At 48.4% G+C, this 14,257-nt stretch carries 9 protein-coding genes and 10 tRNA genes; 16 read left to right on the top strand and 3 right to left on the bottom strand.

The window, feature by feature from the left end:
• Positions 1-23: 23 nt before the first annotated feature.
• A complete protein-coding gene (glnS, locus tag HGT70_RS10240; protein WP_214195767.1) occupies positions 24-1,688 on the bottom strand; it encodes a glutamine--tRNA ligase in 1,665 nt (554 codons plus the stop codon).
• A gap of 152 nt (positions 1,689-1,840) precedes the next feature.
• Positions 1,841-3,841, bottom strand: a complete 2,001-nt coding sequence (nagE, locus tag HGT70_RS10235; protein ID WP_232527027.1) for an N-acetylglucosamine-specific PTS transporter subunit IIBC — start codon at positions 3,839-3,841, stop codon at positions 1,841-1,843.
• Positions 3,842-4,182: 341 nt separating this feature from the next.
• On the opposite strand from nagE, the gene nagB reads away from it, so the two are divergent.
• The 15 genes from nagB to HGT70_RS10160 all read left to right on the top strand — a co-directional run bounded on the left by nagB (position 4,183) and on the right by HGT70_RS10160 (position 11,338).
• Positions 4,183-4,989: a glucosamine-6-phosphate deaminase gene (nagB, locus tag HGT70_RS10230; protein ID WP_071434624.1), complete on the top strand. Its 807-nt coding sequence runs from the start codon at positions 4,183-4,185 to the stop codon at positions 4,987-4,989.
• A 36-nt stretch (positions 4,990-5,025) separates the two neighbouring features.
• Complete coding sequence (gene nagA, locus HGT70_RS10225; RefSeq protein WP_071434622.1) at positions 5,026-6,174, top strand: N-acetylglucosamine-6-phosphate deacetylase; 1,149 nt, start codon at positions 5,026-5,028, stop codon at positions 6,172-6,174.
• Positions 6,175-6,182: 8 nt separating this feature from the next.
• Positions 6,183-7,421: a DNA-binding transcriptional regulator NagC gene (nagC, locus tag HGT70_RS10220; protein ID WP_214195766.1), complete on the top strand. Its 1,239-nt coding sequence runs from the start codon at positions 6,183-6,185 to the stop codon at positions 7,419-7,421.
• A gap of 23 nt (positions 7,422-7,444) precedes the next feature.
• Positions 7,445-8,206 (top strand): HAD-IIA family hydrolase, encoded by a 762-nt coding sequence (locus HGT70_RS10215; protein ID WP_214195765.1) that lies wholly within the window; start codon positions 7,445-7,447, stop codon positions 8,204-8,206.
• 245 nt (positions 8,207-8,451) lie between these two features.
• Positions 8,452-10,116 (top strand): asparagine synthase B, encoded by a 1,665-nt coding sequence (asnB, locus tag HGT70_RS10210; protein WP_214195764.1) that lies wholly within the window; start codon positions 8,452-8,454, stop codon positions 10,114-10,116.
• A gap of 243 nt (positions 10,117-10,359) precedes the next feature.
• A tRNA-Met gene (locus HGT70_RS10205) sits at positions 10,360-10,436 on the top strand.
• 9 nt (positions 10,437-10,445) lie between these two features.
• Positions 10,446-10,530: transfer RNA gene (locus HGT70_RS10200), tRNA-Leu, on the top strand.
• A 30-nt stretch (positions 10,531-10,560) separates the two neighbouring features.
• Positions 10,561-10,635: transfer RNA gene (locus HGT70_RS10195), tRNA-Gln, on the top strand.
• A 26-nt stretch (positions 10,636-10,661) separates the two neighbouring features.
• Positions 10,662-10,736, top strand: a tRNA-Gln gene (locus HGT70_RS10190).
• A 23-nt stretch (positions 10,737-10,759) separates the two neighbouring features.
• A tRNA-Met gene (locus HGT70_RS10185) sits at positions 10,760-10,836 on the top strand.
• Between the two features lie 9 nt (positions 10,837-10,845).
• A tRNA-Leu gene (locus HGT70_RS10180) sits at positions 10,846-10,930 on the top strand.
• 32 nt (positions 10,931-10,962) lie between these two features.
• Positions 10,963-11,037, top strand: a tRNA-Gln gene (locus HGT70_RS10175).
• Positions 11,038-11,060: 23 nt separating this feature from the next.
• Positions 11,061-11,137, top strand: a tRNA-Met gene (locus HGT70_RS10170).
• Positions 11,138-11,146: 9 nt separating this feature from the next.
• Positions 11,147-11,231: transfer RNA gene (locus HGT70_RS10165), tRNA-Leu, on the top strand.
• A 32-nt stretch (positions 11,232-11,263) separates the two neighbouring features.
• Positions 11,264-11,338: transfer RNA gene (locus tag HGT70_RS10160), tRNA-Gln, on the top strand.
• Positions 11,339-11,381: 43 nt separating this feature from the next.
• Here the strand turns inward: HGT70_RS10160 and ubiF are convergent.
• Positions 11,382-12,560 (bottom strand): 3-demethoxyubiquinol 3-hydroxylase, encoded by a 1,179-nt coding sequence (gene ubiF, locus HGT70_RS10155; protein WP_214195763.1) that lies wholly within the window; start codon positions 12,558-12,560, stop codon positions 11,382-11,384.
• Positions 12,561-12,734: 174 nt separating this feature from the next.
• Between ubiF and miaB the strand changes: the two genes are divergently transcribed.
• On the top strand, positions 12,735-14,159 hold the full coding sequence (gene miaB / locus HGT70_RS10150; protein WP_214195762.1) for a tRNA (N6-isopentenyl adenosine(37)-C2)-methylthiotransferase MiaB: 1,425 nt from the start codon (positions 12,735-12,737) through the stop codon (positions 14,157-14,159).
• Positions 14,160-14,257: the final 98 nt, after the last annotated feature.

The raw sequence follows: 14,257 nt of genomic DNA, 5'->3' as shown, positions 1-14,257 counted from the left end.
GAGTGCCTTTATATCATGCAGCGTTAGACAGCGTTCTGCCAGGTATCGCGTAACCCAACCGTACGGTTGAAAACCAGATAATCAGGGCGCGAATATTTACTATCTGCACAGAAATAGCCTTCACGCTCAAACTGATACGGCTTACTCGCTTGTGCAGTCGCGAGACTTTTTTCCACAAAACCATGACGTAAGGTTAACGACTCGGGATTGATGGCAGTCAGGAAATCATCTTGTGCGGCAGGATTTGGCACACTAAATAGCCGGTCATAAAGACGAAACTCTGCCGGAATTCCCGTTGCGGCTGACACCCAATGAATTACACCTTTCACTTTGCGTCCATCAGCAGGGTCTTTGCCTAATGTGTCCAGATCGCAGGTACAATAGATAGCCGTTATTTCACCCTGTTCATCTTTTTCCACGCGTTCGGCTTTAACCACATAAGCATTACGTAGGCGGACTTCTTTACCTAAAACGAGTCGTTTGTAATGCTTATTCGCTTCTTCACGGAAATCGGCCCGATCGATCCAAATTTCACGACTGAACGTCACTTCACGTGACCCCATATCGGTACGATTAGGATGCTCGGACACAATTAAGGTTTGTTGATGATCCTCAGGAACATTTTCAATGACCATCTTAACCGGATCTAACACTGCCATCGCGCGCGGCGCGTTCTCATTTAAATCGTCGCGAATACACGACTCTAATGAGGCCATTTCAACGATGTTATCTTGTTTAGTCACTCCGATGCGTTTACAGAACTCGCGTAACGAGGCGGCAGTATAACCACGACGACGTAAACCGGAGACGGTTAGCATGCGAGGGTCATCCCACCCCTCAACCACTTTCTCAGACACCAGCTGCGTCAGCTTACGCTTCGACATCACAGCGTATTCGAGGTTGAGACGAGAAAATTCATATTGGCGTGGACGCGCATCGATAGAGATATTATCTAATACCCAATCGTAGAGACGACGGTTATCTTGGAACTCTAACGTACAAAGTGAATGCGTGATGCCTTCGATCGCATCCGAAATGCAATGCGTAAAGTCATACATCGGGTAAATGCACCACTTATTACCCGTTTGATGGTGTTCGGCAAATTTAATACGGTAAATGACCGGATCACGCATGACGATAAAGTTAGACGCCATGTCGATTTTCGCGCGTAAGCAGGCTGTACCTTCGGCAAAACCCCCGTCACGCATCTTCTCAAATAGCGCCAAGTTTTCCTCAACACTCCGATCACGGTACGGGCTATTTTTACCCGGAGATGTCAGGGATCCCCGATACTCGCGGATCTGTTCAGGCGATAATTCATCGACATACGCCAGACCTTTCGTGATCAATTCCACCGCGTAACTATAGAGACGTTCGAAATAGTCTGAGGAGTAGCGAGGTTCACCTTGCCAAGTAAATCCTAACCACTCGACATCGCGTTTGATCGACTCAATAAATTCGACGTCTTCTTTAACTGGGTTAGTATCATCAAAACGTAGATTGCACTGTCCCTGGTAATCTTGAGCAATACCGAAATTTAGGCAAATAGACTTCGCGTGTCCAATATGCAGGTAACCATTGGGTTCAGGCGGAAAACGCGTATGAACGTGATTATGTTTGCCACTCGCCAGATCTTCATCAATGATCTGACGAATAAAGTTGGTTGGGCGGGCTTCAGCCTCAGTCATCTTAAATCCCTCAATTACGGTGAACGGTACTTTATCTAAACGGTTATACCTTATGATCCATAAAGCCAGCCAGATAAACAACCGTTAGTTAGAAAACAGCGATAAAAAAGGCAGGATTCTCTCCTGCCTTGATAATAACCTACGCGAAGTGCTTATTTTATAATCGTGATAATCTTCGATTGCCCTGCAACAACGGTTTTATCGAACTGCGTAAGGAGATGCGTGTAATCTTCGCTATTACTGACTACCACCGGGCTTATCATTGAGGGGGCGTGCGCCGCTAGATAGGCTAAATCCATCGTTAAAATAGGCTGTCCCTGCTCGACCTCTGTTCCCTCTTCGACTAACCGTTCAAAGCCCTTCCCTTCCAATGCAACAGTATCAATCCCCATATGCACGATAATCTCGATCCCTTCGATCGATTCAAGGCAGAAAGCGTGATTGGTCGCAAAAATTTTAACTATCGTACCGGCTAAGGGTGCAACGACTGTTTCACCCGTAGGATTGATCGCAACACCTTCCCCGACCGCCTTCGACGAAAAGGCGGCATCAGGCACCTGTTCGAGTGGGATAACCTCTCCACTCACCGGGGCCACCAGCGTTGCAAGACCTTGCTGCGAAACCGGACTCTCGATGACTGGCTTGCTCGGCTTTACAACCTCGGCGGGCGTAGAATGAACCGGTAAGACTGCACTGATCGGTCCTTTCTTACTGACGGCTTTCATCGCATCCGCGATAGCTTCTGCTTGTGTCCCCACCACAATTTGTACGCTTTGCTTATTTAGATGCAGTACACCAGAGGCCCCGAGCTTTTTCGCTAATCCATCATTGACCTGATGGGCATCAACGACTGACAACCGTAAGCGGGTGATACAGGCATCGATATGCGTAAGATTACTAGACCCGCCGACGGCGGCAATATAACGACGCGCCAACGTTTCATTACTCGACTCGCCCGCATCGGCTGGGCTTAGACTCTCTTCCACGCCTTCCATGTCAGCGACATCACCTTCAGGCTCACGTCCAGGTGTCTTAAGGTCAAACTTCAGGATAGTGAAACGGAATACCACATAGTAAATAACGAAGAAGGCTAATCCCTGTGGAATGAGCATGTACCAGTGCGTGGCGAGAGGATTACGGGAGGAAAGGATCATATCGACCAACCCGGCACTAAATCCAAAGCCTGAAATCCAATGCATAGAGGCGGCGATAAAGACGGAGATCCCTGTAAGCACTGCATGAATAACAAAGAGTACCGGTGCAACGAACATAAATGAAAATTCAAGCGGTTCAGTAATACCGGTAAAGAAAGCGGCAAAGGCCGCCGCCAGCATAATACTGCCCACTTTTACTCTATTTTCTGGTCGTGCGCATTGCCAGATAGCCAAGGCGGCTCCCGGTAGGCCAAACATCATTACTGGAAAAAAGCCGGCTTGATAGCGCCCCGTGATACCGACGATCCCGGTGCCATTCGCGATAGATTTGGCTCCCCCTAAGAAATTCGGGATGTCATTGATCCCGGCAACGTCAAACCAAAATACAGCATTCAGCGCATGGTGAAGCCCTACCGCAATCAGGATACGATTGAAGAAAGCATAAATACCGGCACCAACAGCCCCCATTTTCTGGATATGAATACCAAATTCAACCAACGCGTTGAAGACGAGCGGCCAGATATACATCAGGATAAAGGCGACCACTATCATCAGGAAGGAGACTAAAATGGGGACTAAACGGCGTCCGCTGAAGAAGGAAAGCGCCTTAGGGAGTTCAACGTGGCTATATCGATTGTAGACTTCTGCGGAGCAGATACCGACCAAGATGCCCACAAACGGGTTTTTAATTTTTTGGAAAGCGAGTGGCACCTGGTCGAGCGGAATATGTTGAATCAGACTGACCGCGCTGGGCGCGCATAAGTGGGTGACGACAAGAAAGCCAATAAAGCCGGTCAATGCGGCGGCACCGTCTTTATCTTTAGACATGCCATAAGCTATCCCAATCGCGAACAACGCAGGCATATTGTCGAGGATGGCTAGCCCCGAAGTCGTCAACAACGCCGCGAGGGCATTGTTGGGGTGGCTCCCCCCCTGTTCAATCCAATATCCTATTCCCATCAATATTGCTGCAGCGGGTAAAGTCGCTACCGGCACCATAAGTGCCCGCCCCACGCGTTGTAAATAATTTAATAGACTCACCTTATACCCCTCAGCTACGTACCAATTATAAGAATTGTAATGGCCTGACGTTGAATCATGCTTTCGTTTCAGCAATAACCGACTATTAAAAAGAGTATTATTTTTCTTCGCAAATTAAACATTCCATTTATATGACTTCTGTCAACAAAATAGTGATGAAAAAGAGATAACTCTTGGCGTTTATCGCCGACTTATTTTATTATTAAAAATATCATTTCTCGCGTTCGGATGTCATTCAGTCATCAAGGTGTGAAATTATCCGGTTACCGAGTCCCTAACCCTACCGCAACGAGGTAAATATGCGATTAATCCCCCTTGCCTACGCAGAGCAAGTTGGTCAATGGGCCGCTCATCATATCGTTAAGCGTATTAATGCATTCCAGCCAACTGCTAGCACTCCCTTTATTTTAGGGTTACCAACAGGCGGAACCCCGTTACAGACCTACAAATGTCTCATCGAACTCTATCAAGCCGGAAAAGTGAGTTTTGAGCATGTGGTCACGTTCAATATGGACGAATACGTCGGACTCCCGCAAGAACATCCACAAAGTTATCATAGTTTTATGCATAATAACTTCTTCGATCACATCGATATTAGAAAAGAGAATATTAACCTACTCGATGGAAACGCCATTGATGTCGACGCCGAATGTCAGCGCTATGAGGAGAAAATTCGCCACTATGGAAAAATTCATCTCTTTATGGGGGGCGTCGGTAACGATGGTCATATCGCCTTCAATGAACCTGCCTCCTCACTCTCTTCACGTACTCGCATCAAAACATTGACTCACGAAACTCGCCTCGCTAATTCACGTTTTTTTGCTAACGACGTAGAAGCCGTACCGAAACATGCCCTCACTGTGGGCGTTGGCACGCTACTTGATGCAGAAGAAGTAATGATTTTGGTGACAGGCAGTGCAAAAGCGCTCGCTTTGCAAGCGGCCGTAGAGGGTAACGTTAACCATATGTGGACGATAAGCTGCCTACAACTCCATCCTAAGTCATTGATTATTTGCGACAAACCATCGACAATGGAGCTTAAAGTTAAGACCGTCAATTACTTCCAAGAGATGGAAGCGGATAACATTAAACATATAGAGGCGTAGCGGCGCACGAGCGGTTGCGTACTGGAGAGCTGTAAAATGTATGCATTAACTGAAAGCCGTATTTTTAGCGGTTCACAAATTCTCGATAATCACGCAGTGGTCATTAATGAGGGTATCATCGTCGCGGTTTGTCCGACAGCGAGTCTTGATGAGACAATTCAGCGCCGATCAGTACCAGGCACTTACCTTGCACCAGGTTTTATCGATCTACAACTTAACGGTTGCGGTGGCGTACAGTTTAGCGAAACAGTAGATGCTCTGAGTATCGATACTCTTACAACTATGCAGCATGCCAACCAGGCGTCTGGCTGTACGAGTTTCCTGCCGACCCTAATTACAAGCAGTGATGAGATGATAAAACAAGCGGTCGAGACGATGTACCAGTGGCTAGCCGATCGCCCCCATCAAGCACTAGGCCTACATTTAGAAGGCCCGTGGCTCAATAAAGAGAAAAAAGGGACTCACGATGCGGCCCTGATCCGTCCGCCTAGCGCAGAGCTGGTTAATTACCTCTGTGACAACGCCAGCGTTATCGCTAAAGTCACCCTCGCTCCCGAATGCGTTCCACCTTCGGTGATCCGCCAGCTGGTCGCTGCAGGCATTGTGGTTGCTATCGGTCATTCGAATGCTACTTACGAACAAGCGATGGCGGGTTTTGACGCAGGGATTACTTTTGCAACCCACCTATATAATGCTATGCCGGTCCCTGCCGGTAGAGCGCCAGGTGTAATTGGTGCCGTGCTGGACTCCCCAGCTGTGTACTGTGGTATGATCGCCGACGGACACCATGTTCACTTCGCAAGCCTACGTAACGCGCAGAAAATTAAGCGCGAACAGGCTATTTTAGTGACGGATGCCACGGCACCGGCCGGTACCGATATCGATCAATTCACCTTTGCCGGTAAAACTATCTATTATAAAGATGGGCTCTGTGTCGATGAGCATGGCACGCTCAGTGGTTCGGCACTCACGATGATCGAGGCTGTCAGGAATAGCGTCGAACATTTGGGTGTTCCGCTTGATGAAGCGCTGAGAATGGCTAGCCTTTATCCGGCACGCGCAATACACAGGCAAGATACGTTAGGCGCGATACAAGTAGGTAAGGTCGCGAATATTGTTATCTTTACATCCGGTTTTGAGATAATCGAAACTATTGTCAACGGTGACACAGTCTATCATAGGTAAATATTGGTATGCCCAATAGCGGTGCTGCACAAATCGGTAATATCGATCTCGTTAAGCAACTCAATGGCGCCGCGGTGTATGGTCTTATCGATCAGCACGGGCCTATTTCACGCATTCAAGTTGCAGAGTTAAGTCAGCTTGCGCCTGCTAGTGTGACGAAAATTACCCGCCAACTTCTCGAAAGAGGATTGATTAAAGAAGTTGAGCAACAAGCCTCTACCGGAGGACGGCGCGCGATCTCTATCGTGACAGAGACTCACCCTTTCCATACGATTGCTGTAAGGCTGGGTAGGAAAGATGCGACTATCGCCCTTTTCGATCTGAGTAGTCGCGTCATAACCGAGCAGAGTTACCCACTCAGCGCACACACTCAGGACTCGTTACAGCAACAGCTATTCACCCTTATCGAACGGTTTATCGCTGAGAATACGACGCTCATCCGTGAGTTGATCGCCATCTCCGTGATTTTACCAGGATTGGTCGATCCGGAGAATGGCCAAGTTCGTTACATGCCTCATATCGACGTCAATAATTGGCCGCTCGTTGGCGAGTTACAAAAGAGATTCCATCTGGCGAGCTTTGTCGGCCATGATATCCGCAGCTTGGCCTTGGCCGAGTATTATTTTGGCGCAGGAAACGATTGTTCTGACTCGTTATTAGTGAGAATTCATCGCGGTGCGGGAGCCGGAGTCATCATCAACGAGAATATCTTTGTTGGCCGTAATGGTAATGCCGTCGAGATTGGTCATATCCAAGTGGATCCGCTTGGTGAACGCTGTGCTTGTGGCAACTTCGGTTGCCTTGAAACGGTTGTCTCCAACCCTACCATCGAAAAAAGAGTCTTGCAGCTCTTGAATGCCGGACATGAAAGTAGTCTGTCTATTCATACCTGTACGATTCAACACATCTGTGATGCCGCCAATCGGGGCGACAGACTAGCTACAGAAGTTTTACAACACGCTGCGTTAACGCTTGGTAAAGTGATCGCGTCAACCATTAACCTTTTTAACCCACAAAAAGTGATTATTGCTGGCGAGATCACTGCTGCAGAGACTATTCTTTTTCCTCTTATACAGCGCTGTATTGATACGCAAACCTTGAACGCGTTCGGTAAAAATCTTCCCGTTGTGAGTTCTCAGCTGGGTAACCGTACGGCGATCGGCGCTTTTGCCTTGGTAAAGCGTGCAATGTTAAACGGCAAATTACTTCAGCATCTTTTGGATGATGGAAAGAAAATCCCGATCTAATTCGTACTATTAGGAAGATGGCTATGACACTTAAAAACGTAATCTGTGATATTGATGGCGTACTGATGTACGATAATAAAGCGGTCGAAGGGGCAGGAGCGTTTCTCCAACGCCTTATCGACAACGATACACCGGTGGTATTGTTGACCAACTATCCCTCACAAACGGCACAAGACTTAGCCAACCGCTTCCACTCGGCCGGTATCGACGTTCCCGCATCACTGTTTTATACCTCCGCAATGGCAACTGCCGACTTTCTGAGCCAACAACCCGGCAAAAAAGCCTACGTGATCGGCGAAGGCGCCTTAGTGCATGAGCTTTATAAAGCGGGCTTCACCATTACCGATGTTAACCCCGACTTTGTCATCGTGGGTGAAACCCGATCCTTTAATTGGGAAATGATGCATAAAGCCGCCTACTTCGTGGCAAATGGCGCACGCTTCATTGCGACCAACCCTGATACCCATGCCAAGGGCTTTGTGCCAGGTTGTGGAGCTTTATGTGCGGGAATCGAAAAAATCTCTGGGCGTTCGCCTTTCTATGTAGGCAAACCGAGTCCTTATATTATCCGTGCGGCACTGAACCGTATCCATGCGCATTCTGAAGAAACCATTATTATCGGTGATAATCTGCGTACCGATATCCTCGCGGGCTTCCAAGCTGGATTGAAAACGGCGCTGGTATTATCAGGCGTTTCGCAGCAACAAGATGTAGAGAACGTTCCTTTTCGCCCGGATTGGGTGTTCCCCTCAGTCGCCAGCATCGACCTCGCTGAACTTAACTAAGCTGACAAGGCCTTTATCGCAAAGGCCGCCTCTAAATTAGATTTAATTTAACAAAATCCATCTTTATTTAGATAAAATCTAATACCTCACCTACCTCGATATCTATTTCTCTATTTTTTGTGAAACTACTTGCATTCATGATGCTAAATAGCGCATTTTCTTATACAAGGCGTCTAGGAAAGGCCCAAATCAATAACTTAACCGCAAAACAGCTATCATCACTGGATGAGTTCAGGAGTAGAAAAATGTGTTCGATTTTCGGTGTACTGGATTTACAAACTGAGACAACAGAATTACGTAAGAAAGCACTAGAGCTTTCTGGATTAATGCGCCACCGTGGACCGGATTGGTCCGGTATTTTTGCTGATGACCACGCAATTTTAGCGCATGAACGCCTATCAATTGTCGATGTAAATAATGGCGCACAGCCTCTCTATAATGCCGATCGAACGCACGTTTTAGCTGTTAATGGTGAGATCTATAATCACCATGCATTACGCAACACGTTGCAAGACAAGTATGCCTTCCAAACTGGCTCTGACTGTGAAGTGATTTTAGCGCTATACCAGGAAAAAGGACTCGATTTTCTCGATGACCTGCAAGGTATGTTCGCCTTTATTCTTTACGATACCGTCAAACAAAGTTGGCTAATTGGCCGTGACCATATTGGTATTATTCCTCTTTACTACGGTCACGACGAAAATGGTAACCTGTTTGTCGCCTCTGAAATGAAAGCATTAGTACCGGTCTGCAAGACGATTAGCGAATTTCCTCCTGGAAGCTATATGAGCAGTGATGATCATAAAATTCATCGCTATTATCAGCGCGACTGGATGGACTATGAGAATGTAGCAGAGGCCGTTACCGATAAAACTGCGCTGAAAGATGCACTGGAAGAGTCGGTTAAGAGCCACCTTATGTCTGATGTTCCCTACGGTGTATTGCTCTCAGGCGGATTAGACTCTTCTATTATCTCTGCGATTACCAAACGTTTTGCGGCGAAACGTGTAGAAGATGCCGATCAAAGCGATGCCTGGTGGCCGCAACTCCACTCCTTCGCGGTAGGACTGAAAGGCGCTCCCGACCTGAAAGCGGCGAAAGAAGTAGCCGATGCACTAGGTACCGTCCACCATGAAATCAACTTCACCGTCCAAGAAGGCCTCGATGCGATCAAGGATGTGATTTATCACATCGAAACCTATGACGTCACGACCATTCGCGCCTCGACGCCGATGTACTTAATGTCTCGTAAGATCAAAGCAATGGGTATTAAAATGGTGCTGTCGGGGGAAGGTGCTGATGAAATTTTCGGGGGTTACCTCTATTTCCATAAGGCGCCAAATGCCAAAGAATTCCATGAGGAAAACGTCCGTAAACTCGCCGCGCTACACATGTTTGACTGCGCCCGGGCTAACAAGGCAATGTCGGCATGGGGAGTTGAGGCGCGAGTTCCGTTCTTAGATAAGCAGTTCTTAGACGTTGCGATGCGGATCAACCCCGCGGATAAGATGTGTGGCCAGAACGGCAAAATGGAGAAGCATATCTTACGTGAATGCTTTAGTAGCTATCTTCCACAGAGCGTCGCGTGGCGTCAGAAAGAACAGTTTTCTGACGGCGTCGGCTACAGCTGGATCGACTCTTTAAAAGAGGTCGCGTCACAGCAAGTTACCGACCAACAGCTAGCAACCGCAAGCTATCGTTTTCCTCATAACACGCCAACCTCTAAAGAAGCTTATCTCTATCGTGAGATTTTCGAAGAGCTTTTCCCGGTGGCGAGTGCGGCTGAATGCGTACCTGGCGGCCCATCAGTCGCCTGTTCATCCGCAAAAGCGATCGAATGGGACGAGTCATTCAAAACGATGGATGATCCTTCGGGTCGCGCCGTGGGCGTGCACCAATCCGCCTATTGAACCTATCAGTTAACTTTGAGTGAACCCTCTTTTTAGAGGGTTTTTTTTCATCGTCAATTTTTGATAATGAGGGAAAAGAGCCGAATAAATTCAGTATTTTGGTTAAGTTGCCATCAGCTTGCGTATTCTGCGACCAAACAAGCGATAATTTAATAAAAAGCTTTAAAAAGGGGTTGACCGACTCAAAGCAAATTAGCATAATGCGCCCCGCAACGCCGACAAAGGTAGCGCAAAAGTAAAGATGGCTACGTAGCTCAGCTGGTTAGAGCACAGCACTCATAATGCTGGGGTCACAGGTTCGATTCCCGTCGTAGCCACCATCTTTAAATGCGGAAGTGGCGAAATTGGTAGACGCACCAGATTTAGGTTCTGGCGCCGCAAGGTGTGCGAGTTCAAGTCTCGCCTTCCGCACCATTTTGTACTATCTTTAGAAGCTAAGTGTGTTGGGATATCGCCAAGCGGTAAGGCACCGGTTTTTGATACCGGCATTCCCTGGTTCGAATCCAGGTATCCCAGCCAATCTTTATTATACAGTCTATCGAAATTGGGATATCGCCAAGCGGTAAGGCACCGGTTTTTGATACCGGCATTCCCTGGTTCGAATCCAGGTATCCCAGCCATCGACTGTTTAGTTTTGATTAAAGGCTACGTAGCTCAGCTGGTTAGAGCACAGCACTCATAATGCTGGGGTCACAGGTTCGATTCCCGTCGTAGCCACCATCATAAAATGCGGAAGTGGCGAAATTGGTAGACGCACCAGATTTAGGTTCTGGCGCCGCAAGGTGTGCGAGTTCAAGTCTCGCCTTCCGCACCATTTTATTATCATCAGCTAGTCATGAATCCTATTGGGATATCGCCAAGCGGTAAGGCACCGGTTTTTGATACCGGCATTCCCTGGTTCGAATCCAGGTATCCCAGCCATCGACTGTTTAGTTTTGATTAAAGGCTACGTAGCTCAGCTGGTTAGAGCACAGCACTCATAATGCTGGGGTCACAGGTTCGATTCCCGTCGTAGCCACCATCATAAAATGCGGAAGTGGCGAAATTGGTAGACGCACCAGATTTAGGTTCTGGCGCCGCAAGGTGTGCGAGTTCAAGTCTCGCCTTCCGCACCATTTTATTATCATCAGCTAGTCATGAATCCTATTGGGATATCGCCAAGCGGTAAGGCACCGGTTTTTGATACCGGCATTCCCTGGTTCGAATCCAGGTATCCCAGCCATACCGAATGAAAAACGCCAACTCTCGCTGACGCTCTTCTGTCACTATAATCCTAACGCATAGCTTAGTGCTTTACGCTTCAGCCAGCCGCCGCGTTGGGCCGCCATCAATCCAACATTCCTTAGCACTTTCAACGGTGGATGCTGATTGCTGAACGTGAAATAGAACAGATCCATCCCGGTTTGCATCACTAAATTATCGGCATAACGTTTACGCTGATAGTGTTTTAACGTATCGAGGCGCCACCAGGGCTGAGCTTTTCGCCGTGCGCAAATCAAGACATCGATCAATGCATCGATATCCCGATACCCTAGATTCACCCCCTGCCCCGCTAAGGGATTAATGGTGTGTGCCGCGTCCCCTACCAATGCGATACCCGGTTTAATATAGGTATTGGCGTGTCGGCGAGTAAGTGGAAAGGCTCCGCTACGCAACGTTTTGACTTGGCCGACACAAGCAGGAAAATGCTGGGCAATCTCAAGATCCAACTGCGCGGGCGATAACTTTTTCAGCGCGTCGATGCGCGCTGCACTGTCGTACCAGACCAACGAGGCAAACCGATCATAAAGCGGCAAGAAAGCACGCGGCCCGTGAGGCGTGAATTGTTGCCACGTCGTCTCACCGGGTTCATAAGCGCACTCTACCGAGATCAGCATACAGGCCTGCTGATAATCCCAGCCCTGAATACCGATCCCTGCCCCCTGCCTTACCTGTGAATGTGCGCCGTCTGCGCCGACAAGTAGTGAACAGGTCATCGCGGTGCCTTGATCGAGGGTGATTGACCACTGCTCCTGTTCGGGTTGATAGGTCATAGTGTCGAGGGCTGCGGGTGAAAAGAGTGTGATGCCTAATTCTTCCATCCGCTCCCATAGCACACGCTGTAATACCTGATTTTCTACCATAAACCCTAGTTCAGGGAGCTTTAGTAGGGCTGCACTAAACTCAGTTTTCGCGCTCTCCCATTCCCAGGTTTCTAAGCGCCGATAAGGCGCGCAGCGTCTTGCCAGGACCTGAGACCAAGCCCCAATTTCATCCAATAATGCGGCAGAAGTACGGCTGATAGCAGAGATTCGTATGTCGGGAAGGGAAGTCGTATCATAGTGTGCGGGTTCACAGCGCTCAATGACGGCTACGCGGAAATTATGTTGTGTTAAGCCGCAGGCGAGCGCAGCCCCCACCATGCCGCCACCGTTGATCACGATATCAAAATGTTCTGTCTGCATAGGGCATCCTCGAATGCGTTAGGCTCATCGTTGAGTTGCGCGTAGTTAAGATAATAGGGGTAGTGTAACGTAATTTTAGTGGTAAACAGATTATCCGTAACACTGGTCACAAGAGCAGCAAAGCATTACAATATGCGGCTAGCCAATCCTTGCACTAAATCAATGGCCCTTTCGATGACGAAAAAATTACATATTAAGACTTGGGGCTGCCAGATGAACGAATATGATTCATCCAAAATGGCAGATCTCCTCAACAGCACACATGGTTTTTCTTTAACCGAAAATGCTGAAGAAGCAGACGTATTATTACTCAACACCTGCTCTATTCGTGAAAAAGCGCAAGAAAAAGTCTTCCATCAGCTCGGTCGCTGGAGAAGCTTGAAAGAGCGTAATCCTGATTTAATTATCGGTGTTGGCGGCTGTGTGGCCTCTCAGGAAGGCGATCATATTCGCCAGCGCGCACATTACGTCGATATCGTTTTCGGTCCTCAAACGCTGCATCGCCTCCCTGAGATGATCAATAGCGTACGCGGAAATAAGAGCCCGGTGGTGGATATCAGCTTCCCGGAGATCGAGAAATTCGACCGCCTACCGGAGCCTCGTGCCGATGGCCCGACTGCTTTTGTTTCCATTATGGAAGGTTGCAATAAATATTGTACTTTCTGTGTCGTCCCTTACACCCGAGGCGAGGAAGTTAGCCGCCCGTGCGATGATATCCTCTTCGAGATTGCTCAGTTAGCGGCGCAAGGTGTTCGCGAGGTCAATCTGCTAGGACAAAACGTTAATGCTTATCGTGGTGAGCATTACGATGGCGCAACCTGTACCTTTGCCGAATTAATCCGCCTCGTCGCAGCCATCGATGGTATTGACCGCATTCGCTTTACCACCAGCCATCCGATTGAATTCACCGACGATATCATCGAGGTTTACCGGGATACGCCTGAACTCGTCAGCTTCTTGCACCTTCCGGTACAAAGCGGTGCGGATCGTATTCTGATGCTGATGAAGCGTGCGCATACCGGGCTGGAGTTTAAAGCCATTATTCGTAAATTGCGTGCCGCGCGTCCGAACATTCAAATCAGCTCCGATTTTATTATCGGATTCCCGGGGGAGACTCAGGAAGATTTCGAACAAACGATGAAGCTGATTGCGGATGTTAACTTCGATATGAGTTTCAGCTTTATCTACTCTGCGCGCCCAGGGACTCCTGCAGCCGACCTTCCTGACGATGTGAGTGATGAAGAGAAGAAACAGCGTCTTTATATCCTACAAGACCGCATCAACCAACAGGCGCAGGCATGGAGCCGCCGGATGCTCGGTACCGAGCAACGCGTACTGGTAGAAGGCACCTCGCGTAAAAATGTTATGGAGCTGTCGGGACGAACTGAGAATAACCGCGTGGTTAACTTCGAAGGCACGCCCGATATGGTCGGTAAATTTGTTGATATCGAAGTCACGGATGTTCTCCCTAACTCATTACGCGGTAAAGTTGTACGTACCGAGGCAGAGATGGGGCTACGGGTGGTCGAAAGCCCTGCTTCCGTCATTGCACGGACTCGTAAAGAGAATGAACTCGGGGTTGGCGTATTTCAGCCTTAGTCCTGGTTGACCACGCCCCGACTGCTGAGATCTACTGACTCCCTCGAGATCTTATAACAAGCCCTGCATCGTCAGGGTTTGTTGCTCTTCCTACGACC

It is taken from the genome of Rosenbergiella collisarenosi, from assembly GCF_018494085.1.
Lineage (GTDB): Bacteria > Pseudomonadota > Gammaproteobacteria > Enterobacterales > Enterobacteriaceae > Rosenbergiella > Rosenbergiella collisarenosi.
This window is presented reverse-complemented; position numbering and strand designations above follow the sequence as displayed.

What these genes read in the sequence shown, in the direction of transcription:
- nagB (WP_071434624.1), top strand. Translation starts at nt 4,183, where the DNA reads ATGCGATTAATCCCCCTTGCCTACGCAGAGCAAGTTGGTCAATGGGCC.
- ubiF (WP_214195763.1), bottom strand. Translation starts at nt 12,560, where the DNA reads ATGCAGACAGAACATTTTGATATCGTGATCAACGGTGGCGGCATGGTG.
- nagE (WP_232527027.1), bottom strand. Translation starts at nt 3,841, where the DNA reads ATGGTGCCGGTAGCGACTTTACCCGCTGCAGCAATATTGATGGGAATA.
- HGT70_RS10215 (WP_214195765.1), top strand. Translation starts at nt 7,445, where the DNA reads ATGACACTTAAAAACGTAATCTGTGATATTGATGGCGTACTGATGTAC.
- glnS (WP_214195767.1), bottom strand. Translation starts at nt 1,688, where the DNA reads ATGACTGAGGCTGAAGCCCGCCCAACCAACTTTATTCGTCAGATCATT.
- miaB (WP_214195762.1), top strand. Translation starts at nt 12,735, where the DNA reads ATGACGAAAAAATTACATATTAAGACTTGGGGCTGCCAGATGAACGAA.
- nagA (WP_071434622.1), top strand. Translation starts at nt 5,026, where the DNA reads ATGTATGCATTAACTGAAAGCCGTATTTTTAGCGGTTCACAAATTCTC.
- asnB (WP_214195764.1), top strand. Translation starts at nt 8,452, where the DNA reads ATGTGTTCGATTTTCGGTGTACTGGATTTACAAACTGAGACAACAGAA.
- nagC (WP_214195766.1), top strand. Translation starts at nt 6,183, where the DNA reads ATGCCCAATAGCGGTGCTGCACAAATCGGTAATATCGATCTCGTTAAG.